Here is a 23778-nt window from a genome sequence, read left to right as displayed (position 1 = left end):
CCTGCTAATGAAATCATCATGTTATGGCCAATTGTAAACAGCCCCTAGTGTGTATGTAAACGTGGTTTGGCGCGTTTACATACAGGGTAGCGCCTAAGGTGTATGTATATTTGTGGCGGATGCGGTTCGGCGGGCGGCGGCAAGGAGTGCGATGCCAAAGGCGAGGGCGGTCGCATCCACCAGCGGCAGGAGGCGCGGGGTGAAGGGCAACAGTCCGGCGGCGGCGAGCAGGGTGCTGGCCGGGATGGCGCAGAGCAGGACGGCCGCGCTGCGCATCAGCGGGATGCGGCTGGCGGCGCCTTTTGGGTGGGCATAGGCGATGGCAGCGAGGAAGGGCAGGTAGTAGCTCGTCCAGGCGAGGGTTTCGCGGGCGACGGGCAACGGCAGGCGGGCGGTGAGCAGGATGAGGGCGATGCCGCTGATGCTGCCGTAGGTGCAGCCTTCGGTCAGCGCGGCGAGAATGCGGACATCGCGCCGCGCGCCGCCGCGGGCGCGTTTGTCCAGCCAGAGGCGGTTGCCGCTGTAGAAGAGCAGCGCGCCGCCGAGGCCGAGGGCGAAGTAAAGCCAGCGCAGCGGGTAGCCGCCGTAGTTGCCAAAGTGCAGCTCGTGCAGGATGTCGCGCGCGCGGGCGTAGTGGTTGCCGCCGTGGTTGCGGTAGCGCAGCGCGCCGCTGTAGGGATGCAGCGCAAGGTAGAGCTGGCGGCCACCGCCGGGTTGTTCGCCGACGACGACCGCCAGCGCCTGTTCGCGGTCGGCGAGGCTGTCGAAGGCGAGGAAGCGTACTTGCAGGTCGGGGATTTCGTGTTGTGCGGCGGCGATGAGGGCTTGCGGCGGCAGGAGGGGGCGCGTGTCGTCGATGGTGTGGTTTTTGACGGCAGGCGGCGGCGGGGCAAGCGGTTGCAGGAGCGCCGAGAGGGGGGCGGCGTAGATGAAGAGGATGGTGGTGATGGCGATGATGAGGTGAAAGGGCAGGGCAGTCAGGCCAAGGAGGTTGTGGATGTCGAGCCAGGCGCGGCGGCGGCTGTGGTTGAGGCGCAGGGCGAGGCATTGTTGGCCAAGTTTCGGCAGGGCGAGGAGGGTGCCGCTGATGAGTGCCAGCAGGTAGAGGATGGCGACGATGCCCATGCTGTATTCGCCAGCGATGGTGGGGATGCCCGCAGTGCGGTGCAGTTCGTCAAGGACGTGTCCGGCGGCGGTAGCCGGGCGGGTGTGGCTGTGCAGGGTGCCGTCGGCGTCAAGGTAAGCCCAGGTTTCGCTGTCGCCGGTTTCCCAGTGCAACGGCGCGGGAGCGTTTTCGTCGGTGTGCAGGTAGAGGAGGAAGCTGGAGGTGTGTTCGGGGTGCTCTGCCATATGCTGCATCAGGCGCGCGAGCGCTGCCATGTCGGCGGCGGGGCGGATTTCTGCCGCGGGCGGGCTTGCCCAGCGGCTGATGTCTTCGCTGAAGACGGTCAGGCTGCCGCTGATGAAGCTGATGGTGAGGAGGATGGCGCTGCTGATGCCGACCCAGCTGTGCAGGGCGAGCTGGTGTTTCAGGGTGTGGGCGGGGATTTTCATGCGGTGAGGGCGTAGTGCAGCGCGGCGATGAGGTTGGCGTAGAGGAGGACGCGCCAAGCGCTTTTGCCGTTGCGCAGGAGATAGGTGCCGCCGAGGATGGCGAGCCAGCTGATGGTGAGGAGGTAGGTGTAGTAGCCGTGGGCGTCGCTGTACTGTGTGGCCGGGCTGTGGCGCAGGTAGGGCGCCCAGATGAGGGCGGCGAGCGGCAGGCCAAGGAGGAGGGCGGCGGCGGTTTTTTGAATCCAGTCCGGGCGCGGGTCGCCGCTGTTGAGGCAGGCGAGCCAGCGGGTTTTGTCGCGGCGGTGGGTGCGGGGGGACTGGTGGCGCGCGAGTAGTTGGGGGAGGAGGGGGTGGATAGAGAGGAACGCCATGTAGGCGGCGAGGGTGATCGGGATGGCGTAGCCGCCGTGTTGGCTGGCGAGAAGGAGAAACCCGCTTGCTGCTGCGCGCCAGGCGATGTCCCATGCGTAGCGGGTAGGCAGGCGGCGCTGTGAGGGGGCGCCGTGGTAGCTGTAGGCGGCGGCGATAAGGATGAGGAGGTAGGCGAGGGCGGTGATTGGCATGGGGATGGAAAAGGCGCGGCTGTTGCCGCGCCTGTGGTTTGGGCGGGTTCAGAACTCGTAGCGGAAGGTCGCCATGATGCTGCGCGGTGCGCCGTAGGAGAGCATATTCGGCACGGTGCGGTATTCCTGGTTGAAGAGGTTGTTGGCGTGCAGGCCGATACGCAGCTTTTTCATCGGGCGGTATTGCGCCATGAGATCCACGGTGGTGTAGGCTTTTTGTTGGCTGGCGGCGATGCCTACTTCGCCCGGGATTTCCGGCTCGGCGTAGATTTTGCTTTGCCAGTTCAGCCCGCCGCCCACGGTCCATTGGTCGTTGATGTCGTAGCTGGTAAAGGCTTTGATGAGGTGCAGCGGCACGTCGGTTTTCAGGCGCTGGCCGTTTTTGCCGTCGATTTTGGTGCGGGTGTAGGAGGCGTCCATATGCCAGGCGGGCAGCGGCTCGCCGGAGAGGGTCAGCTCCCAACCGCGTCCTTTGGTGTCGTCTTCGGCGCGGTAGTAGTCGCTGCCGTCCGCGTGTTCGCCCGCCTTAACGGCGAGGTTGTCCTTGCGCACTTCATAGATGGCGGCGGAGGCGTTGAGGCGGTCTTCAAACCAGGCGCCCTTGACGCCCAGTTCGTAGGTCGCGCCTTTTTCCGGGTCAAGCGCGTTGTGGTTGATGTCTTCGTTGTCCTGCGGGCGGAAGATGGTGCTGTAGCTGGCGTAGGCGGTGAGGTTTTGGTTGAAGTCGTAGGTGAGGCCGAGGTAGGGGGTCAGCACGCCGTTTTCTTTGCGCACGCGCGGGATGTAGTCGTTGCGGAAGTCGTAGCCGGTGCGTTTCCAGTGGGTCAGGCGCGCGCCGGCAAGGACTGCCCAGTCGTCGGTGAGGTGGATGCGGGTCGCGCCGTAGAGCGAGCTGGTTTGTTTTTTATTGGTGCCGTAGCCGAGTTGTTCGTTTTCCGGGCGCGCCACGTTACCGTCGCGGATGAAGCGGTAGAGGTCGGGGATGTTGCCTTCGCCGACGTAGGTGTCGTATTTGGCGTTTTTGCCGTCGCGGTAGGCGTTGTGGCTCACGCCAATTTGCATTTCGTGCTGGCGGCCAAAGAGCGGGTATTTGCCGTCGAGGTGCAGGTCGAAGCTGTGTTCTTTCGGGTGGAATTGTTCTTTGAGGGCGACGAGCGCGGTGCTGCCGTCGACGTTGATGGTGGATGTGCCGCCCATGCCGTAGTGGTTGTGGGCTTTGCCGAAGCGGTAGCTGTAGGCGGCGCTCAGGGTCCAGTCGTCGTTGAAGTGGTGCTCCAGGCGGGTGAAGATTTCGTTTTTGCGGCGTTTGCCGTATGACCATTGCGCGGCAAGGTTGTCGCGCGCGCCGAGCGGGGTCAGGCGGTAGCCGCTGTCTTCGTCGCCGTAGTAGGCGGTGAAGGAGCCGGTGGCGGAGTGTTTGCTGTGGATGTCGCTCCATTGCAGGCCGACGGTCGCCACCGTCTGCGGGGTGATGTCGTATTCGAGGATGCCGTAGAGGGTTTTGCCGTCCTGGCGCGCGCGCCGCTGCCACAGTCCGCCCCGGTCGTACACGGCGACCATGCGCCCGCGCAGGGTGCCGTTGTCGTTCAGGCTGCCGCCGCCGTCCAGCACGGTGCGGTAATGTCCCCATGAGCCCGCGCCCGCGTCGATGCTGAAGCGCGGTTCGGCGGTCGGGCGTTTGCGCTGCATCTGGATGTTGCCGCCCGGGTCGCCGAGGCCGTTGCGCAGGCCGGTCGAGCCGCGCACCACGCTCATGGATTCGTAGATGGCGCTGTCCGTGTTGTGCAGCGAGAGGCCGTAGCCGGAGCCGTCGCCGCTGGCATCCAGCCCGTCGATGTTGACGTTGTCTATCGCGTAGCCGCGCGAGATGTAGTAGTGGTAGCCGTCGGCGCTGTTGCCGTATTTCTGGAAGTAGATGCCGGGGGTGTGGGCAATGGCGTCGCTGACGCTGTTGAGCTGCTGTTCTTCCATGCGCTTCTGCGTGATGACCGAGATGGATTGCGGTGTTTCGCGCAGGGAGAGGTCAAGCCCTGTGGCCGAGATGCTGGCGGGGATGGTGTAGTTGGTTTCTTGCGAACGCTCGGCGCTGATGACGACGGGTTTCAGCGTTTCGTCCTGCTGCGCGATGGCCAGCGGGCTGGCGGCGGCAAGGGCGACCAGGCTGGCCAGTTGGCAGCGCAGGGTTTTGGGGTGTTGCGGCATATTGGCTCCCATATAAATGTTAAGTTAATTGCGAATAAATCTTAACATTTCCGTAGGCGGACTGCCGGGCTCTGACCAGGCAGCCCAATCCGCGCATCCTGCCGAAGCAGCAGACAACAAAAAGCCGGTCATCATGACCGGCTTTTTTGCACCGCGCGCTTTCAGAAATTGAAAAACGCCTCGTGTTCGCCGCTCGCCGTCTTGCTGACAAGCGCCGCTTTCAGCACGGCGATGACTGCCTCATCGGCGGCAGGCACGGCTTCCTTCAGCTTGTACAGGGTGATGCGTGCCGACGGCAACGGTTCCGGTTGCAGCAGGAAGCGGAAATAGCGCCCGCCCGCGCGCAGGTAGTAGTGCCAGAGGAAATCGCGCGGCGCGCTACCGGCGGCGGGAGTCGCCCACAGGGCGGCGTCGCGGTCGGCATCCGCCCACCATTCCTCAGGCAGGGCATCCAGCGGGAAAGGCAGGCTGCCGCTGGCAATGGCGGCTTGCAGATGGGCGTGGTCGGCGGCTTCAGGCGGGGTTTTGCGGAAGGTCATGGCAGTCTCCGGTGGCTTAAAGGAGGCGGCAGTATAACGCGCCCGCCGCTTTCCGTATCTCGCCGCGCCGCCATTACGGCACAATATGCGCCGTCAGCGCTGCAAAGGAGTCAAATATGCTGTTTTCTGATCTCGCAAGGTATTTCCGGGATTTGTTCTTTGAACGCAAAAGCGTGCTTAAAGATATACGGTTTTCTGTTCGTCTGAAAGACGGGCCAACGAATCCGCGCAATTATCCGAAAAATTATTATCCGATGGTGGAATGGTGCACCATTAACGACGACCGTATTACGGCCATTCCGCCTGCCATTGCGTTATTCAGCAATGTGGAAGAACTCTATATCCGCGGGAGAAATATCACGACCCTGCCGCCGGAAATCGGGCAACTGACGAAGCTGCAGCGACTTCACATCAAGAATACGCAAATCACCACGCTTCCTGCCGAGGTAGTCTGTCTTTCCCGCCTGGAAGAATTGCATTTGGACAATAACCGTCTCGATACCCTGCCCGCACATTTTTCCATGTTGAAATCTTTGGAAGAGCTGTCGCTATGCGGCAATGCCTTTACAGCACTGCCCGATGCGATAGGTCATTTGCCACACCTGCAAGCGCTCCATTTGGATAATAATCCGCAATTAAAAACTTTGCCCGCTGCCATAGGGGAACTCCACCACCTGAAGAAGCTGACACTCTCTCATAGCCAACTGGAATCCCTGCCCGCTACATTCGCTGCCTTGCAAGCGCTGGAAATACTGGATTTATCTCATGGAAAATTTACATCTTTCCCGGAAGAAATTGGCAAGCTGCCGGGATTAAGATCTCTGGATTTTTCCTGTAATAATTTGTGCGAATTTCCGCAGTCTATTTTGGCATTAAGCAAATTGGTAAAACTTGACCTGGGATATACCCAAATTGCCTCGTTGCCTCCCGGAATTGCGCAACTACAAAATCTGGATACTCTCTCGCTAGGCGGAAATCAAATTACCGAGTTTCCGCCGGAAAGCGGGGCACTAGAAAATAATTTGCGCTATCTCGATGTTAGCGGTAATCCGCTGCGCAGCTTGCCAGAATCCTTTCTAAAAAAGAGTCTTCGCCGTACCTGTTGGGCGGATGACGATCCGTAATTAAAAATAATCGGCTTTAGTCCCGAAACTTAAAACCATACCCCGCCGCGCCACGAATGGGGCACAATACGCGCCCGTTTGAACCCGCACATTCCCATGCCCACACCCACCGCGCCACAAGAGGCGCAAACCGCGAAAGTCGTCCTCCTCGGCGTCCTCGGCAACATCATCCTCGCCCTGGTCAAGGGCGTCGCCGGTGTCGCCGGCCATTCCTACGCGCTGATAGCCGATGCCATCGAATCGACCACCGACGTTTTCTCCTCGCTCTTGCTCTATCTCGGCCTGCGCGTCGCCAACCAGCCGCCGGACGCCAACCACCCCTACGGCCACGGCCGCGCCGAATCGCTCGCCACCTTCATCACCGTCGCCTTCCTCCTCGCCTCGGCGGGCATCATCGCCTACAAAAGCATCGCCCACATCATCACCCCGCATAAAAACCCAGCGCCGTTTACCCTCGTCGTCCTCATCGCCGTGGTCGCCATCAAGGAAGGGCTGTTCCGCTACTACCAGCGCAAAAGCGGCGAAACGGCGAGCGGCGCGCTGGAAGCGGAGGCGTGGCACCACCGCAGCGACGCGCTGACCTCGTTTGCCGCCTTCCTCGGCATCAGTGTCTCGCTGGTCATGGGCAAGGGCTGGGAAAGCGCGGACGACTGGGCGGCGCTGGTCGCGGCCGCCATCATCACCTACAACGCCTGGCGCATCTTCCGCCCGGCGCTGGCCGACATCATGGACGAAGACCGCTTCGGCGAACTGCGCCAGCGCATCGAAGCCACGGCCACCGCCGAGCCGGGCGTGCACGCGGTGCAGGAATGCCTGGTGCGCAAACTGGGCAGCGAATACCACATTGACCTGCATCTGCTCGTCGGCAAGGGGCAGACGATTGAGAGTTTGTGCGAGCTGAAACGCCGCCTGCGCGCCCGCCTGCACGCGCAGGAAGCGCGGCTCTGCCGCATTTTTATCGAATGCGACTGCTGCGAGCGTTGCCCGCACCGCGAGGCATAAATCATGCACTGGCTTGTCCTCACCCTGTTCGCCGCCTTCATGCAGGCGTGGCGCAACGCCTTCCAGAAGCAGCTCAGCCAACACGCGCCGGTGCTGGGCGTGACGCTGGCGCGTTTCCTCTTCGCCTGGCCGCTGGCGCTCCTCTGGCTTGGTCACTATTACCTGCAAGACGCCACCCTGCCGCGACCCGCCTTCACCCCGGCGTGGTGCGGTTACATCGGCGGCGCGGCCAGCGCGCAAATCGCGGCGACGGCGCTGCTGGTGCAACTGTTCCGCCGGAAAAATTACGCCATCGGCGTCGGCCTGGCGCGTAGCGAAGCCATCCTCGCCGCCATCCTCGGCGTCGCCTGCTTCAGCACGCATTTGAGCGCGGCGGGCTGGCTCGGCGTCCTCACCGGCGCGGTTGCCGTCTTCATCCTGAGCGGCGCCAGCCTGCGCCAGCTTTCCGCGCACGTCCTCGCGCTCGGCCTCGGCAGCGGCCTCTGTTTCGCCCTGACCTCGCTCTGGATACGGCAGGCGGCACTTGCCCTGCCGTTGCCCGCCCTGCCCGCCGCTGCGTGGGTACTGGCGAGTGTTCTCATCCTGCAAACCGTGCTGCTCCTCGGCTGGCTCATCGCCCGCGACCGCGCCGCGCTGCGCCAACTCCTTGCGCAGCGCAAACTGGCACTCGCCACCAGCACCGCCTCTTTTTTCGGCTCTCTCGGCTGGTTCAGCGCGATGCGCCTGCAAGACGTCGCCATCGTCAAAACCGTCGGCCAAATCGAAGTGCTGTTCATGCTCGCCATCTCCATCTGCTACTTCCGGGAAAAACTGCAAAAACAGGACGGCCTCGGCCTCGCACTGATTGTCATCGCCGCGCTGCTGGTGGTGTGGGCATGAGCCGCCCGCCGCGCACAACAAAATAAAAAATACCGAATATCAAACGGGTAGAATCCAAGCTCCAACACAACCTAACCGGAGTATCCATGAAAAAAACCCTGCTCACCCTCGCCCTCTGCGCCGCCGTAATCGCCCAGGCGCATGACCACGGCGCTGCCAAAGCCGACGCAAAGACCCTTACCGTTGAAATCAAGCTGCTGGACGGCGGCAAGGCGGCGGGCAAAGTCACCGTCAGCGAAAGCAACTACGGCCTCGTCTTCACCCCGGCGCTGCACGGCCTCACCCCCGGCCTGCACGGCTTCCACATCCACGAACACCCCAGCTGCGACGCGGGCGAAAAAGACGGCAAAACCGTTTTGGGACTTGCCGCCGGCGGCCATTGGGATCCGAAAAAAACCGACCGCCACGGCCAGCCGTGGGAAGACGACACCCACCTCGGCAACCTGCCGGTGCTGTATGTGGACGGCGACGGCAACGCCAGCGTGCCGGTACTCGCGCCACGGCTGAAATCGCTCGACGAAATCAAGGGGCATTCGCTCATCATCCACGCGGGCGGCGACAACTACGCCGAACACCCCGCGCCGCTCGGCGGTGGTGGCGCCCGCCTCGCCTGCGGCATCATTCAGTAACCGCCCACGAAAAACCCCGCCGCAGCGGGGTTTTCTTTTTACAACGCCGCCAGCAGTTGCCGTGCCGCCGGAACGTGCAGGCGTATCAAATAAACAGCTTCATCGCGGCAACCACTGCGCCGACCACTACGGCAAAGAAAGATGCCCCGGTGACGAAGGGGTAGAAAAATGTTTCCATCCCGATTTTGCGCGGCGTTTCCCGCGTCTGTTCCGTTTCCGTCTTCATCTTGTTTATTTCCGCGTGCATCAAATACACCTCGGCGCGGATTTTCTGAATTTCGGCCATCAGTCGGCTTTGCTCAAGCTGTTCGCGTGCTTCTGCGGTTGCGGTAGTCATTTTTTTGGCTCCTTGTTTTTGGATGATGTCGGGTTGCTGATGGTATAGCCGTTCACTGAAAGTTTCAGACAAGGCGCGCCGCTGAAGACAGTACACGGTTGTACGGCGCGGGTTTCCCCAAAAAATGGCTCCGCCATTTTTTAGGGTGCCCGGTTAGCGGCGCAACACCGTATGAGGCTTTCGGTGGACGGCTATAGTCGATGACCAGGCTGGACGCAGTATAAATACAAGTATTTTTACCGCAACCTGCCTTTATGCCGCAACGGGGTTTTCTTTTTACAACGCCGCCAGCAGTTGCCCCACCGCTGGCACGAGTAACAGCAAAAGCAACACCAGCAGCGCGATTTCGCCCGCTTTCAGGCGCGGAAAACGCCCGTGGAAGCGGGTTTGCGCGTAGAGAAAGAGGGCGACGCCGGGGACGTAGAGCAGTACCGACAGCAGCAGGTAGCTCATCCCCGCCGCGTAGAGTATCCACACCGCATAGAGCGTCGCCACCGCGCCGACGGCGACGATATGCGGCGCAAGGCGTTCGCGCAGCGCGATTTTCAGCAGATACGCGCCAATCAGCAGGTACGGCACGAGGATCATCGAGGTGGAAATTTTGAGCAGCGCGTTGTAACTCTCGCCGGTGAGCAGCACCAAGAGCAGGCAAATCTGCACGGTGATGGCGGAGAAACGCAGCGAATGGTGCGGCACGCCGTTCGCGTTCAGCGCGGTGAGGGTGCGCGGAAAGGCGCCGTGCTGCGCGCCGTAATATGGCACTTCCATCGAGTACAGCGTCCAGCTCAGATACGACGCCAGCACCGAGACAATCAGGCAGACGCTGATGATGATGCCGCCCGCGCTGCCCATCATCGCCTGCAACACCCCCGCCATGGACGGGTTCGCCATCGCCGCGATTTCCGCGCGCGGCAGCACGCCCAGTGCCAGCACGGTAATGGCGACGTAGAGCGCGAGCGCAATCAGGATGCCGAGCACGGTCGCCAGTCCGACATCGCTGCGCTTGCGCGCGTGCGCGGACAGCACCGCCGCGCCTTCCACCCCGGTGAACACCCACAGCGTAATCAGCATGGTGTCTTTCACCTGGGTGAGCGTCGTCGTTTGCAGCGATGCGCCGTGCCAGTCGGCGGCAAACGTCTCGCCCCGGAAAAACCACAGGGCGAGGCCGATAAAGAGCAACAGCGGGAAGACTTTCACCAGCGTCGCCACCAGATTGACCCCCGCCGCTTCCTTGACGCCGCGCGCGGCGAGCCAGTACACCGCCCACACCAGCGCCGATTCGCCAATAAAAGCGGCGAGCGTATTGCCCTTGCCAAAGATGATATGCCCCGGCGCATCGGTGAAGCCGCCGAGCGCCTCAAAGGCGACGACGAGATAACCCGTCACGCCGATGGTGGCGCAGAGCCAGTAGCCCCAGGCGGAGAAAAAGCCGACGAGTTCGCCGAAGCCGTCGCGGGCGTAGGCGTAGATGCCGCCGTCCAGCGTGGGGCGCAGCCGCGCCAGATACCAGAAGGAAAGGCCGAGGGCGATGATGCCGACGCCGGTAATCGTCCAGCCGATGATGAGCGCTTCCGCGCCCGCCACTTCCGCCATGTTCTGCGGCAGGCTGAAGATGCCGGAGCCAATCATCGAGCTTAAAACGAGGGCGGTGAGGGCGGTCAGGCCAATTTTTTGCGGGGTCATGGGAGTCCTTTTTTGGAGATTGCGATGGCGTGTGTCGTAAACAGCGATGACGCGATTTTATAGCCATCCACCGAAAGTTTCAGACAAGGCGCGTCGCCGAAGACAGTACGCGGTTGTACGGTGAGGCGACGCAACACCGTATGAGGCTTTCGGTGGATGGCTATACCGCCAAGTCTGCGGCGAATGCCCGGCACTTCGCGGCGCGTCAAAATTCATCGCAATGCGAGCGCTTATGGCCGACAATGCGCCTGCCTTATGACCCTTCAACCGGAGCCACCATGAAAAAACCCCTGTTCGTTGCCTTCATCCTCGCCGACATCGCCATTGCGCTCATCGCCCTTTATTTCTTCACCCGGCACAGCCCCGACACGCCGCTACCGAAAACCCGCATTGCCGACCGCGAAAAAATCCTGCGCACCGCCAACGCCAAACTGCCAATGATGGTCGATGCTGAAACCCGCCTCGACAAGATTGACCTGAACGACGACGGCTTCGTTTACTACTACTGTCTGCCCGAACAAGACGGCGCGGCACTGCCGCCCGACTGGCAGCGCGAGCTGACCCGGCGCGTGCAAAAAGGGCTGTGCAACAGCCCGGAAACCCGCTCGCTGCTGGACGGCAACCTCAATTACACCTACCACTACGCCGACAAGGGCGGCGCGGAAATTTTCATCCTGACCGTGCGCAAGGGCGACTGCGATTGAGCGGCGGTGCGCCTCATGCGGGCATTGGTGCCGTATAGCCATCACCGGATGGTGCACCGAGGCGCACCCTATGGCGGATTCTGGGTGTAGCAACCGTAGGTCGGCCATTTATGGCCGACATCAACAAAATGTCGGGCATGAATGCCCGACCTACGTTTTATGATGCAGCGAGCAGGTTAGGCCAGGCGCAGCCGACTGAAACAGCTTGCGTAGCAAGAAACCCAACAAACCACGTCCGCAGGGGCAGCGCCGTTGGCTTACGCTCGCACCTCCGCAGATTACGACTGCGATGGCGCAGCGGTACGCGCCATTTTGCGCTGGTCGGCGAGGTCGGCGGCGGCGGTAAAGAGTACGTCCGAGGAGGAGTTGAGCGCGGTTTCGGCGCTGTCCTGCACCACGCCAATCAGCACGCCGATGGCGATGACTTGCGCGGCGGTGTCGCCGTCGATGCCGAGCAGCGAGCAGGCCATCGGGATGAGCATCAGCGAGCCGCCGGGGACGCCCGATGCGCCCGCTGCGCCGAGGGTGGCGAGGAAGCAGAGCAGCAGCGCGTTCAGCGGGTGTACCGGCACCTGCATGGTGTGGGCAGCGGCGAGCGAGAGGACGGCGATGGTAATCGCCGCGCCGGCCATGTTGATGTTGGCGCCGAGCGGGATGGAGATGCTGTAGGTTTCTTCGCGGATGTGCAGTGCTTCGCAGAGGTCGAGGTTGATCGGGATGTTGGCGGCGGAGCTGCGGGTGAAGAAGGCGGGGATGCCGCTTTGGCTGAGGCAGCGCCAGACGAGCGGGTAGGGGTTCTGCCGCAGGATGCCCCAGGTGAGCAGCGGGTTCACAATCAGCGCGACCACTGCCATGCTGCCTAGCAGCACCGCGATGAGGCGGGCGTAGGTGTGGAAGGTGGAGAAGCCGGTGGTGGCGACGGTGGCCGTCACCAGGCCGAAGACGCCGTAGGGCGCGATGCGGATGACGAGCGAGACGATGTAGTGGATGACGCGCGCAGCGTCGTCGAGTACGGTTTTGGTGTTGGCGTGGGCGTGGCGCAGGGCGATGCCGGCGAGCATCGACCAGGCAAGGATGCCGATGTAGTTGCCGTTGGCGGCGGCGCTGATGGGGTTGTCGGTGATTTTGAAGAGCAGCGCGGTCAGCACTTCTTTCAGGCTGCCCGGCGCGGTGACGGCTTCGGGGTTGCCGCTGAGGTAGAGTGTGGTGGGGAACCAGGTGCTGGCGACGACGGCGACGGCGGCGGCAAAGGTGCCGGCGACATACAGGGCGATGATGGTCTTCAGGCCGCGCGCTTGTCCCTGCTGGTGGCGCGAGATGGCGTGGGTGATGAGGACGAAGACGAGGATGGGCGCGACGGCGCGCAGTGCCTTGGTGAAGAATTCGCCGAGGATTTGGAAGTATTCGGCGGATTGCGGCATTTCCGCCTTGAGCAGGATGTAGCCGATGAGGATGCCGAGCAGCATGGCGCAGAGGATTTGGCGGACGAGCGATTTGCCGAGCCAGCGGAGGAATTGCATGGGGTTTCCTTGTGATGGTTGAAAGGGCGGCTATGGTAATGCCGCACCTGTCTTTCCGGCAATGTTGCGGTAGTGGTTTTTGCGGGGCGGGGGTTATGGGCGGAAATCCGCCTGCCACCGGGTTGGTCGGGTTAGCCGGACAGCATGGCTGCGGCTTCGGCCACGTCCGGCATGGCGGCGAAGCGGCCGCGCATGATGCCGCTGTGGTGCTCGTATACTTCCTGCGCCGACCATTTGCCGTTGGCGAGCGTGCTGTTGCCGCCTTCGGGCAGCACCACGTCAAAATCCAGATAGTTGGCAGTGCGCACGGTGCTTTCGATGCAGTATTCGGTCATCATGCCGACGACAATCAGGCGGCGGATGTTGTTTTGGTGCAGGTAGTCCAGCAAATCCGTGCCTTTGAAGGCGCTGCTGTATTGTTTGTCGATAATGCGCTCACCCGGTTGCGGGGCGATGCGCGCGGCAATCTGCCAGCCGGGGCTGCCGGGCTTGAGCTGCGGGTCGTTTTCATCGCCGTGGCGCACGTAAATTACTGTGCGGCCGTGGGCGCGGGCGGTGGCCAACAGCTGCCCGATGACGGCGAGCATTTCTTCGGCGCGGTAAGGCTGCATATCAAGTAGCGACTGCTGGGTGTCGATCACCAGGAGGGCGGTTTTCATGAGGGGTTCCTTTTGGATTGGGATTGTCTGAACCGGGGTTTCCACAGCGGGAAACGCGACGGCTTCGGGCGGCGCTTTTTCGCGGGACGGGGTTATGGGCGGAAATCCGCCTGCCAGCGCCACGGCAGGGCAAGGGCGATGAGATTGAGCAGGCCGATGCTGAACGGGTTGGGGTAGAGGAAGATGCCGTACGGGTGGCCGTGCAGACCGTCGTAGGCGGTGATTTTCAGCGGGATGAAGCCGGTGAGCCAGCCGGTGAAGCAGGCGAGGTTGAGCGCGAGCAGCAGCCAGCCGAACGGGCGGACGCGCAGCGGCGGTTGCCACGCACCGGGCGTGGGCGGGGTGCCGTCGCAGGCGGCGTTGGCAGTCGCGGCGATGTCGCAGATGGCCGCGTAGTCGCACAGACGCTTGGTGTTGATGCAGCGGTGGCTGCGCGCCAAAGTGAAGTCGCAGATATGGAATTGCAGTTGTTCCGGGAAAATGCCGTATTCGGCAACGGCATGGACGCCCAGCAATTCCTGCCAGACGATGTGGCAGTTGCGCGCGCCGCTGTAGAGTTTGCCGCCCGTAATACGTTCAGCGCCAAAGCGCCTGTAGGCGGGGTAATCGGCGGGCAGGTCGGCCAGACTGCGCTGGCGCGGATTGGCGAGGGCGAAACGCAGGCCGTAGCGGTCGGCGCTGGCAAAGGGTTCGGCGGGCGCGAGGAAACCGTGACGGAAATTGCGCCACAGGACGCGCAGCACCAGCGCCATCAGAATGAGGTCAAGCAGCGCCCAGCCGGGATGCGCCAAATACCAGCGCGGCGCGGTTGCGGTCGTGCTGGTCAGCAGGAACAGGGCAAGCAGCAGCCAGAAATAGAGGCGAATGTTGCAACTGCGCACGACGCGCGGGTGTTTGTACCAGTAACGCGTGTTTTCCGCCTCCGGCGGTGGTGCGGGCGGGGCGGGCAGGTCGCCGCGGTACGCCTGGCGGCGGTAGTCGGCAAAGCTATGGAGACCGTGATGCAGGCCGTAGAGGATGAGCGCGGCGCAGATGCCGGTGAAGAAGGTCATGGCAGCGTTGCTCAAGAGTGCCAGCAGCGGCAGGGCGAGGGCGGTGGCGAGGTTGAGCGCGAGCAGCAGCCAGCCGAACGGGCGGATGTGCGGCGGGGCTTGGGTACTACTGGCGGCGAGTTCGGCGAGGTCGGCGGCAAATGCTTCGCGGTGTATCTGCTCCAGCTCGGCGGCAATGGTGCGGTCGGCGGCGATGTATGCGGGCAGCGGTTCGGTGTGGCCGTGCAGGCGGCTGAGGGCAAGGTAGAGGTCGTGGTTGTCTTCTTCGTCCAGCACCGGGGCGGTACGGATGTATAGCCATCCCCCCAAAGCCTCATACTCTCTTCGGCGGCGCGCCTTGTCTGAGGCTTTGGGGGTATCGCTATATTCGCTGTTGCCGTCGCGGTATTTGAGGACGAGCTGTTGCGGGTCATAACGGAAATCGACGTCTTGCAGTTCCGGCCAGTACCGTTGCCAGTTGAGGCGGCCTCCGCCGAGGTGGCCGGCGGGACGGGCGCGGGCGAGGGCGAGACCGTCGTGGTCAATGCGCGCCACCGGTGCTTTCGCGCCGATGAAGGCGTTGCCGATTTCACGCCCGGCCAGCGCGACGAGGACGGGCAGGAATACGGCGGCGGGCAGCGCGAGTGTCAGGGACGCGCCGCACACGAGGATGATGGCACAGAGGGTGGCAGGGATGAGCAGCCAGAAACAGCGGCGGTTGGCGTGCTGGATAAGACGCGGGTGTTTGTACCAGTAAAGGGCAGGGCGGTCGGACATGGGGCAAATGGTTAGTGTGGATGGCTATTTTTCAAAGTGTGGGTGGAGGCGGGTGCGGTGCCAGTTTCAGGTATCGGGATGGAAGCCGATGATTTGCAATGCCGGAATATCGTTATCCGTCCAGCTGATACCGCGCCGGTTTTTGTCCAGAAATGCTTGTGGCAAGCTGCGTATCGGGTTGCCGCTTATATCGAGATGGCTTAATTCTTCTGCCAATGCTTCACTCTCAGGCGGAAATTCGCTGATCAGGTTTCCGGCCAAATAAAGTCCATACAGTTCTTTTAAGCGGGCTATGCCGGGTGGCAGTGCAGTAAGTTGAGTGTACTCCAAATGAAGCGACCGCAATCCGCTTAATGCCAGGATTTCTTCAGGGAAACGGGATAAGGGATTGTGGGTGTATTTCAGTTTTTTCAGTCCGGCCAGTTTGCCTATTTCCTGCGGAAAAATGTCAAATTCGCAGCATGATAAATCCAGTTGTTCTAGCCCTTGTAGTGTTGCAAATGTTTCAGGCAGTTGTTGCAACGGATTGTTTGACAGCAGCAGGGTTTTCAGTTTTTGCAGTGCGCCTGTTTCTGCGGGCAGGTTTTGTAACTGTGCATCGCATATCTCCAGCTCCTGCAAGGCGGCAAGTCCGGCAATGCCTGCGGGTAACCGGGAAATGTTGGTATTGTTCAGCGTCAGTTTTTCCAGTTTTTTGAGCTGGCCAATTTCGTCCGGCAATGTGACCAGCGGGGTATTATCCAGGCATAGTTGCTGTAGCGCGTGCAGTTGGCCGATGCTTGTTGGCAAGGTTTTTAACCGGGTATTTTCAAGGTCGAGCGCTTGCAGGTGTTGTAATTGGCCAATTTCGTCCGGCAGTTTTTCGAGCGGGGTATTTTTGAGTTTTAATTCACATAAATTTGTCAATTTTCCGATCGCTGCAGGCAGGGTTTTCAACCGGGTTTCCCGCAAATCCAGTTTCCATAGTTGGGTGAGCTGCGCCATTTCGTCCGGCAGTTTTTCCAGCGGGGTATTGGTAAGTTCCAGCTCCTGCAGGCCGGCCAGCCCGCCAATGACTGCGGGTAGTCCGTTTAATCGGGTTTCCCGCAAATCCAGTTTGCATAATCGAGTAAGTTGCGCCATTTCGTCCGGCAATTTTTTCAGCGGATTTCTGAGCAGCAAAAGTTCTTCCAGATTCGCGAGCCGTCCGATTTCTTTCGGCAGTGTGGTAAATTCGCAGTCATTGATATGCAGGGAACGCAGATTTTTCAGCTTGGCGATTTCTGGCGGCAGTGTGCTGATTTGGGTCATATTGAGCTGGAGTTCTTGCAGGGATTGCAGTTCGCCAATTTCGGCTGGAAGACGGTTCAACCATTGTTTGGGTCTGTCTTTGTCGCCCAACTGAAGCGTCCACAAATAGCCGAACAGATCTCCGGCAAAGATGGTGATTTTCCGCAGCTTTCGGCATTGCGCAATTTCTGGCGGCAGGGTTTCGATGCGCCAGCCGCCCACCCACAGTTCTTCCAGGTTTTCAAAGCGGGCGATTTCCGCCGGGACGATGCTGATGGTGTAATCGGAGATGGCGCATCTGCGTACCCGCTGGTAATCCCCGGTGGTCAGTTTGCGCAGGTCGTTGGCGATGTCGTCCAGTTCAATGGCGGCAGGGTCTGTTTCCCAGCGGTAGATGTATTTGCTCATGAGTGTCTCCTGACGGGTTGGTTTTTCGGGCAATGTGCAAGGTATGCGCTGTAAGGCGGCTATGCGGATGGTGATGGCTTCGCCGGACCGCTCCTGCGCGCCGTTTTTTGGGCGGATACGGTTATGAAAACACCCGCCGGGGCGGGTGTCTGTGTCAGGTAGTGGTGAACTGGCCGTAGGCGCGGATTTTTTCTTGTCGCTTTTGCAGCCGTTCGGCGCTGTCGAGTGCTTCGAGGGTTTCGAGTTCGCGGGCGAGGGTATCGCGCAGGGTCTGCGCCATCGCCGCCTTGTCGCGGTGTGCGCCGCCCAGGGGTTCGGCGATGACGGCGTCTATCAGGCCGAGTTTTTCCAGTTTGCCTGATGTCACCTGCATGATTTCTGCCGCTTCCGCCGCTTTTTCGGCGCTGTGCCAGAGGATAGAGGCGCAGCCTTCTGGTGAGATGACGGAGTACATGCTGTATTGCAGCATCAGCACGCGGTCGGCAACGCCGATGGCGAGTGCGCCGCCGCTGCCGCCTTCGCCGATGACCACGGCAATGGTCGGGATGTCCAGTTTGCTCATCTCGTAGAGGTTGCGCGCGATGGCTTCGGACTGGCCGCGTTCTTCGGCGCCGATGCCGGGGTAGGCGCCGGGGGTGTCGATGAAGGTGATGAGCGGCAGGCGGAAGCGTTCGGCCAGTTTCATCAGCCGCAGCGCCTTGCGGTAGCCTTCGGGGCGGGGCATGCCGAAGTTGCGCCGCACTTTTTCTTTGGTGTCGCGGCCTTTTTCGTGGCCGATAATCATCACCGGGCGGTCGTTCAGCCGTGCCAGTCCGCCGACGATGGCGTGGTCGTCGCCGTAGTGGCGGTCGCCGTGCAGCTCGCGGTAATCGGTGAAGGCGGCCTTGATGTAGTCCAGGGTGTAGGGGCGCTGCGGGTGCCGCGCCAGTTGGGCGATTTGCCAGTCGTTGAGGCCGGCGAAGATGTTTTCGGTGAGGGTTTTGGTTTTGGTTTCGAGGCGGCTGATTTCGTCGCCGAGGTCAACTTCGGTCTGGCTGCTGAATTGGCGCAGTTCGGCGAGTTTGTATTCGAGTTCGGCGATGGGTTGTTCAAATTCGAGGTAGTTGGGGTTCATGCGTCAGCTCATGGTCAGTTCGGCTTCCAGTGCCATCAGGTTGGGGAGGACGATACGTTTGCCGTCTTCGTGCCCGGCGAGGGTGACGTAGCGCGAGATGTAGCGGTGGCTGCCTTTGCCCAGCGGGCGGATGTCGTCTTCGCTGGCGTTCATGATCAGCGGTTCGCCGTGCGCAAGGATAGCATATTGGCGGTAGCGCCCTTGCGGGTTGACGGCGTTGACGAGTACGGTGCGGTAGTTGCTGCGGTCTTCGTCTTTGCGTTCGGCGAGCGGTTTGTTGCTGAAGTAGTCCACCAGCGGGATTTTGTCGTTCTGGATGAGCAGGCCGCCGATGATGTATTCGCTGCCGCTGTCAATGAGCAGCGGCGGCGCGTAAGGGAAGACGTGCGCGATGAGTTCGGCCGGCAGGATGAGGTAGTCCTGCGCGGTCGGCACGAGCATGATGTTGATTTGGTTCATTTAGAGTTCTCCCCGTTTTTTCAGCAGGTGCTCCAGGGTCTGGATGAGGACTTCTTCGCTGTAGGGTTTGCCGAGGTAGCCCTGGACGCCGATGGCGTCCGCGCGTTCGCGGTGTTTGTCGCCGGTGCGCGAGGTGATCATCACGATCGGCACGTCGCTGACGGCGCTGCTGTTGCGGACGTGGCTGGCAAATTCAAAGCCGTCCATGCGCGGCATTTCGATGTCGAGCAGGATGATGTCCGGGGTGAAGTTCGCCAGCACTTCGATGGCGTCGAGGCCGTCTTTGGCGGTGGCGACGTTGTAGTGGTGGCGTTCGAGCAGGCGCGTGCTGACTTTGCGCATGGTGACGGAGTCGTCCACCACGAGGACGTTCGGGATGCGCGCTTCTTCGGCGGCGGCGACTTCGTCGTGGATGGGCGTCAGGTTGGCGATGCGGCGAGACAAATCGAGCAGTTCGAGTACCGGCACGACGCGGCCATCGCCAAGGATGGTGGCACCGGAGATGCCGGGGATGTTCAGCACTTGCCGGTTGACGTTTTTGACGATGATTTCGAGGCGGTTGAGGATGCGGTCCACGTGGAAGGCGACTGGTTCGCCGCCTGCGTTGATGAACAGCACCGGCGCGCTTTGTTCTTCCACGGCGAAGGTGTACTGCTCCGGTTTGAAGTAGGCGCCGAGGATGTACTGGCGGTAGTCCTGGTCGTTGTAGTGCTGGTACACGGTTTCGCCGTCGAAGCTGCGTTGCAGGCTGTCGCGGTCCACCTGGCTGATGGCGGCGATGGAGGACATCGGCGCGGCGAAGGTTTGTCCGGCGATTTCAACGAGCAGTACTTCGGCGATACTCATCGAGAACGGCATACTCAGCGTGAACTGGGTGCCTTTGCCGCGCAGCGAATACACGCCAATCTGGCCACGGCGCTGTTTGACCATTTCGTTGACCACGTCCATGCCGACGCCGCGCCCGGCCAGTTGCGACAGGGATTCGGCGGTGGAGAAGCCGGAGCGCAAGATGAGGGTGCTGAGGTAGGCTTCGTCGTGGGCGCGTTCGGGGTCGAGCAGGCCTTTGGCTTCGGCTTTTTCGCGGATGCGGTCGTAGTTCAGCCCCTGGCCGTCGTCGATGAGATCCACCGAGAGTTCGGCAGCGTGGACGGAGACGACCAGTTTGATGGTGCCGGTTTCGGGTTTGCCTGCGGCAAGCCGCTCTTCCGGTTTTTCGATGCCGTGCGCGAGCGAGTTGCGGATCATGTGTTCCAGCGCGGGCAGGATGTCTTCGAGCAGGCGGCGTTCGACTTCAACGTCGCCGCCTTCGAGGACGAAGTTGACGTCTTTGCCGACGCTTTTCGCGGTCTGTTTGACCAGGCGACGCAGGCGCGCTTCGTGGACGTCAAACCGCATCAGCTGCGTGGTGAGGAGGTGATCCTGGATGCCACGCTGGATGATGCCCTGCTGCGTCGAGAGGTTGCGCAGGATGATGTTGTCCTGGCTCAGCGTGTCTTGCAGGTTCTTGAGGTCGTCGATGGCCTCGGAGATTTGTCGCGACAACTGCTGGATTTCGGTGAAGCGGTCCATTTCCAGCGGGTCGAAGTGGGTGTCGTCTTCGCCCTGCTGTTCACGGCGGTAGAGCAGTTGCGCTTCGGTTTCGCCGTCAAGGCGGCGCATTTGTTCGGCGATGCGGGCGGCGACGCGGGTCAGTTCGTTGAGGTTGAACTCTGCTTCGCTGATGACGTTTTCCATGCGTGAGCGCATGATGGCGGTCTCGCCGGTCATCGCGATCATTTCGTCGAGCAGTTGCGCATCGACGCGGACGTAACGCGGCAGGTTGTCGGCGTTGGCGCTGTCTTTGTCTTTCGCGGCTTCGGGTTTTTTCTCTTCTTTTTTCTCTGGCTGTTCGTTGCCGTATTCGATGACGGATTCGACGCCTTCCGGTTTGCCGTCAAAGCCTTTGTCTTTGGCCTTGTCGTGTGCGTCGTGCGCCTGTTCCGCCGGACGGTCATCGTGATGCGGCGCATCGTGGTGATGGTCGTCGTGCGGATGCGCCTCATGCGCGGCGGCGGGGGCATGGCTGTCGCCCGCGCCTGCACTGGCGGCACTTTCGGCGTGCGCGGCATGGTCGCTGTGTGCGGCGCTGCTGCTGGTGGATGCGGCGGCAGGTTCGCTGGCGGGCGTGCTGCTGGCCGGGGCGGGCGGGGCGCTGAAGGCGCTGCTGTCGCCACCGCTGTGGGCAGGGGCTTCGCGGGTGTCGGCGGCATCGGTCATGCTTTCGTCGCCCGATGGCTGCGCTGCGGCGTCCGCCGCTTCGCCTGCGGGCTGCTGCGGCTGTTCCGCGTTTTCCGGGGCGGTGTCGCCGCTTTCCGCTGCCGTATCGGCGTTGTCGCCCGCTTTTTGTGATGGCGGGCGGTACACGCCGCTGTCGGCAAAGGTCTTCAGCGATTCGTTTACTTCCAGCGCCGGTTGTGGCATTTCGTGGCGCAAGACGCTGTCGAGCATATCGTAGTGGGCGTCGAGGCCGAAGTGGAGCAAGGTTTTCGCTTGGCGCACTTTGCTCTCGGCCAGCTCCGGCACTTTGTCGATGACGGATTCCATCAGGTGCGCGGTGTCGCCGATGGCGGTGAAGCCGACGAGGCGCGCGCCCCCCTTGAGGGTGTGCATGGTGCGCTGTAGCTCTTCCACCACTTCTTTTTTGCTGAAGTCGTCTTCGAGCAACTGGCTGGTGGTTTGCAGCAGCTCCTGCGCTTCGTCGGTGAAGATGTCCACCAGCACCGGGTCGATGTTGTCGTCGAAGTCGGTGGCAATCGGCACTTCCTCCACCACCGGCTCTTCCACCGGCGGCGCGTTTTCTGCCGCTTCAGCCTGCTGTTGTTGCGCGATACGCGCCGCTTCGGCTTCTTCGGCCACGTCCGGGTAGGGCAGCGGCTGGTTGAGGTAGCTGTGGATGTTGTTGAGGATGTAGGGGTCGGTCTGCGGCAGGTAGCCGTCGCGGACAGAGTCCAGCATCAGCATTCCTTGCCACATCGCGCCAACGAGGATGCTGGTCGCCTTGCTGCTCGGCTCGGCCTGGCCGTTGACGATGCCGTCAATCAGCGATTCCACGCCGTGAGTGAGGTCGCCGATGGCGTTGTAACCGGCCATGCGCGCGCTGCCCTTGAGGGTGTGCATATCGCGACGGATGGCGTCGAGACGGCTCAACTGGCTGCGGTTTTCGTCCCAGCGCTCGGCTTCTTCCTGACTGTGGGCGAAGAGCGACATCGCTTCGTCAATGAAGGTTTCCGCCAGCATGGTGTTGGCGTTCGGGTCTTCGACCAGCTCGCTGCCAAGCGGGTCGCCGCTGTAGGGCATGGAGGCCGGGTCACCGTTCCATTTGCTGCCGCCCAGCTCGCGCCGCGCGTTCAGCAACGAGTTGATGGCTTCGATGGCGTCGTCTTCGTTGCCTTCTTCTTCGTAGTTTTCGATGAGGTTGGCGCTTTGGCGCAGCACGGCGGCGCAACTGAGGCTGACCGGCGTGCCTTCCTGTTTGTGGGTGAGCAGCAGTTGTTCGATGGAATCAAGCAGGCGCCAGACCCACGGCGGGGCGGCGTCGCTGTCAATGCTGTCTTCAATGTCATAAACGGCGTCAATCAGGTCGTCAACCAGCTCCGGCGATTCGGTTTTGTCCGCCATTTGCGACAGGGTGTCGAACTGGTCCACCGCACGCAGGAATCCGGCGCGGCTGGCGGCGGCGCTGCTTTCGCTGCTTTTTTCCTGGTTGATGGCGTTTTCCAGCCCCGGATGTTGCGCGAGCGAGGCCAGCTCCTGGCTCAGCCGCTCTGCCGGATTGGCACGACGCGGCATATTGGCGAGGATGTTGTTCAGGTCGCCAATGGAAACGGCTCCGGCGACGGCTTGCGTCGGTTTGCCCGCGGCGCTGCCACCCAGCGGACGGCCGGCGAACGATACCGGAACGTCAACGATGTCGGCGTCATTGAGCGGCGGATGGTCGCCGGGGACGGTGGCGGTGTCGATGAAGCCACCCTCGCCGGTCGCCGCATCGGCGGGCAGGTTTTCGGGATAGACTTCGGCGTCGCCCGCCGCCTGTTCGCCTGCCGGGATGTCAAAGAATCCGGCATCGACCACTTCCGGCGTGGCATCAACGAATCCGCTCTGGTCGCCGTGAGCAGGCATTGCCGCGTCGGCAGATACTGCGTCGTCCGGCGACAGCACTGCTTTGACCAGCGTCGCCGGCGGTTCGGTTTGCAGCCCGGCGTCGGCAAAGACCTGCGCCACCTGTTCCGGGGCAAAGCCCTGTACCGCCAGCGAATCGCCCAGATGCTGCTGCACCGCGGCAATCGCCGCCGGTTCCTGCGGCAGGCCGTTTTGCTGCCAGTGGCGTTGCAGGGTCGCGGCGAGTGCGGCCTGGGTGTCGGCGTCGCCATCCTGCAAGCCGCGGCGCAGCATACCGAGCAGGCGGTTGTACACCTCCGGCGGAAATTCCTCCGGCAACACCGCCGGCCCCGCCGCCTTCTCCGCGGCGCGACCCAAAATCGCTTCTATCGTCGCCGCATCCACCTTGTCGCCCAGCGATGCGCTGATGCGCGCGGCAACCGTGGCGCGGGTCGCTTCGTTATAGATGGAATCGGTTTCCTTCCATTGCGCGCCGATGCTGGCGGCAAGCATTTCCTGGGCGACGGCACTGTCGCTATGCGCAGCGGTAAGACCGGCGTGCAGCGTTTGCAGCATCTCGCTGTAGGCTTCGTGCTCAACCCCGGCGGGCAGGGCGGCGGCCTGCACCGCAGCGCGATTGAGGATACCTTCGACCGTCGCGGTATCCACTTCACCACCGAGGGCAGCGCTGATTTGTTGGGCGACGGCGGCACGGGCAGCCGCATCCTGCAACGAATACGGTTCCTCCCATTGCGCGGCGAGCATCGTTGCCAGCGAATCCAGCGCGGCCTCATCGCCCTGGGCTGCGACAAGGTCAGTACGCACCGTTTGCAGCATTTCACCGTAGGCTTCGTGTTTGACGCCTGCGGGCAGCGCGGCGGCCTGCACGGCGGCGCGATTCAAAATGCCTTCGATGGTGGCGGCATCCGCTTCACCACCGAGGGCGGCGCTGATTTGTTGCGCCACGGCAGCGCGGGTGCTGGCGTCTTGCAATGAATGCTGTTCTTGCCATTGCGCGCCGATGGTGGCGGCGAGCGCTTCGGCGGCGGCTTCGTTGTGTTGCGCTTCGCCAATGCCGGCACGCAGCGTTTGCAGCATCGCGCCATAGGCTTCGTGTTTGACGCCTGCGGGCAGCGCGGCGGCTTGCACGGCGGCACGGTTCAAGATGCCTTCAACCGTGGCGGCATC

General features: G+C 62.1%; 18 protein-coding genes. 5 read left to right on the top strand and 13 right to left on the bottom strand.

All coding sequences use genetic code 11. The features are described 5' to 3' along the window. Positions 1-93: 93 nt before the first annotated feature. The 4 genes from ACO54Z_RS05175 to ACO54Z_RS05160 all read right to left on the bottom strand — a co-directional run bounded on the left by ACO54Z_RS05175 (position 94) and on the right by ACO54Z_RS05160 (position 4858). The gene (locus tag ACO54Z_RS05175; protein WP_485996059.1) at positions 94-1554 is read right to left on the bottom strand and encodes a PepSY-associated TM helix domain-containing protein; all 1461 of its coding nucleotides are present in this window, start codon (positions 1552-1554) and stop codon (positions 94-96) included. Next, positions 1551-2117, bottom strand: coding sequence for a hypothetical protein (locus tag ACO54Z_RS05170; protein ID WP_485996058.1), 567 nt, complete (start codon positions 2115-2117; stop codon positions 1551-1553). Before ACO54Z_RS05170 ends, ACO54Z_RS05175 begins: the two co-directional genes overlap by 4 nt. Before the next feature lie 48 nt (positions 2118-2165). Further along, the gene (locus ACO54Z_RS05165) at positions 2166-4319 is read right to left on the bottom strand and encodes a TonB-dependent siderophore receptor (protein WP_485996057.1); all 2154 of its coding nucleotides are present in this window, start codon (positions 4317-4319) and stop codon (positions 2166-2168) included. 161 nt (positions 4320-4480) lie between these two features. Then, a complete protein-coding gene (locus ACO54Z_RS05160) occupies positions 4481-4858 on the bottom strand; it encodes a hypothetical protein (protein WP_485996056.1) in 378 nt (125 codons plus the stop codon). 116 nt (positions 4859-4974) lie between these two features. Between ACO54Z_RS05160 and ACO54Z_RS05155 the strand changes: the two genes are divergently transcribed. The 4 genes from ACO54Z_RS05155 (at position 4975) to sodC (ending at position 8492) form a co-directional block, all read left to right on the top strand. Continuing rightward, the gene (locus ACO54Z_RS05155) at positions 4975-5982 is read left to right on the top strand and encodes a leucine-rich repeat domain-containing protein (protein WP_485996055.1); all 1008 of its coding nucleotides are present in this window, start codon (positions 4975-4977) and stop codon (positions 5980-5982) included. 96 nt (positions 5983-6078) lie between these two features. Then, positions 6079-6984 (top strand): cation diffusion facilitator family transporter, encoded by a 906-nt coding sequence (locus tag ACO54Z_RS05150; RefSeq protein WP_485996054.1) that lies wholly within the window; start codon positions 6079-6081, stop codon positions 6982-6984. 3 nt (positions 6985-6987) lie between these two features. After that, on the top strand, positions 6988-7863 hold the full coding sequence (locus ACO54Z_RS05145) for an EamA family transporter (RefSeq protein ID WP_485996053.1): 876 nt from the start codon (positions 6988-6990) through the stop codon (positions 7861-7863). An 86-nt stretch (positions 7864-7949) separates the two neighbouring features. Next, the gene (gene sodC, locus ACO54Z_RS05140; protein ID WP_485996052.1) at positions 7950-8492 is read left to right on the top strand and encodes a superoxide dismutase [Cu-Zn] SodC; all 543 of its coding nucleotides are present in this window, start codon (positions 7950-7952) and stop codon (positions 8490-8492) included. An 85-nt stretch (positions 8493-8577) separates the two neighbouring features. On the opposite strand, the gene ACO54Z_RS05135 is transcribed toward sodC, so the two are convergent. Both ACO54Z_RS05135 and ACO54Z_RS05130 read right to left on the bottom strand, forming a co-directional pair. Further along, entirely contained in the window at positions 8578-8829 is a 252-nt protein-coding gene (locus tag ACO54Z_RS05135) for a hypothetical protein (RefSeq protein ID WP_485996051.1), read from the bottom strand. A gap of 276 nt (positions 8830-9105) precedes the next feature. Continuing rightward, entirely contained in the window at positions 9106-10512 is a 1407-nt protein-coding gene (locus ACO54Z_RS05130; RefSeq protein ID WP_485996050.1) for a basic amino acid/polyamine antiporter, read from the bottom strand. A 278-nt stretch (positions 10513-10790) separates the two neighbouring features. Here ACO54Z_RS05130 and ACO54Z_RS05125 point away from each other — a divergent pair, with 278 nt between their 5' ends. Next, complete coding sequence (locus ACO54Z_RS05125; protein ID WP_485996049.1) at positions 10791-11216, top strand: hypothetical protein; 426 nt, start codon at positions 10791-10793, stop codon at positions 11214-11216. A 278-nt stretch (positions 11217-11494) separates the two neighbouring features. Here ACO54Z_RS05125 and sstT read toward each other — a convergent pair whose 3' ends face one another. The 7 genes from sstT to ACO54Z_RS05090 form a co-directional block, all read right to left on the bottom strand. Further along, positions 11495-12736 carry a serine/threonine transporter SstT gene (gene sstT, locus ACO54Z_RS05120; RefSeq protein ID WP_485996048.1) on the bottom strand — a complete coding sequence of 414 codons (1242 nt, stop codon included), beginning with the start codon at positions 12734-12736 and terminating at the stop codon, positions 11495-11497. Positions 12737-12867: 131 nt separating this feature from the next. Next, entirely contained in the window at positions 12868-13395 is a 528-nt protein-coding gene (locus tag ACO54Z_RS05115) for a cysteine hydrolase family protein (protein ID WP_298081554.1), read from the bottom strand. A gap of 92 nt (positions 13396-13487) precedes the next feature. After that, positions 13488-15203 carry a hypothetical protein gene (locus tag ACO54Z_RS05110; protein ID WP_485996047.1) on the bottom strand — a complete coding sequence of 572 codons (1716 nt, stop codon included), beginning with the start codon at positions 15201-15203 and terminating at the stop codon, positions 13488-13490. Between the two features lie 66 nt (positions 15204-15269). Continuing rightward, positions 15270-16880, bottom strand: coding sequence for a leucine-rich repeat domain-containing protein (locus tag ACO54Z_RS05105; protein ID WP_485996046.1), 1611 nt, complete (start codon positions 16878-16880; stop codon positions 15270-15272). Between the two features lie 154 nt (positions 16881-17034). After that, positions 17035-17994: an acetyl-CoA carboxylase carboxyltransferase subunit alpha gene (locus ACO54Z_RS05100; RefSeq protein WP_485996045.1), complete on the bottom strand. Its 960-nt coding sequence runs from the start codon at positions 17992-17994 to the stop codon at positions 17035-17037. Between the two features lie 3 nt (positions 17995-17997). Further along, entirely contained in the window at positions 17998-18453 is a 456-nt protein-coding gene (locus tag ACO54Z_RS05095) for a hypothetical protein (RefSeq protein WP_298081558.1), read from the bottom strand. Continuing rightward, positions 18454-23754, bottom strand: coding sequence for a hybrid sensor histidine kinase/response regulator (locus ACO54Z_RS05090; RefSeq protein ID WP_485996044.1), 5301 nt, complete (start codon positions 23752-23754; stop codon positions 18454-18456). Positions 23755-23778: the final 24 nt, after the last annotated feature.

The organism is Cardiobacterium sp. (assembly GCF_057314735.1).
The sequence above is the reverse complement of the archived record's forward strand: the minus strand, read 5'-3'. Positions and strand labels throughout refer to the sequence as shown.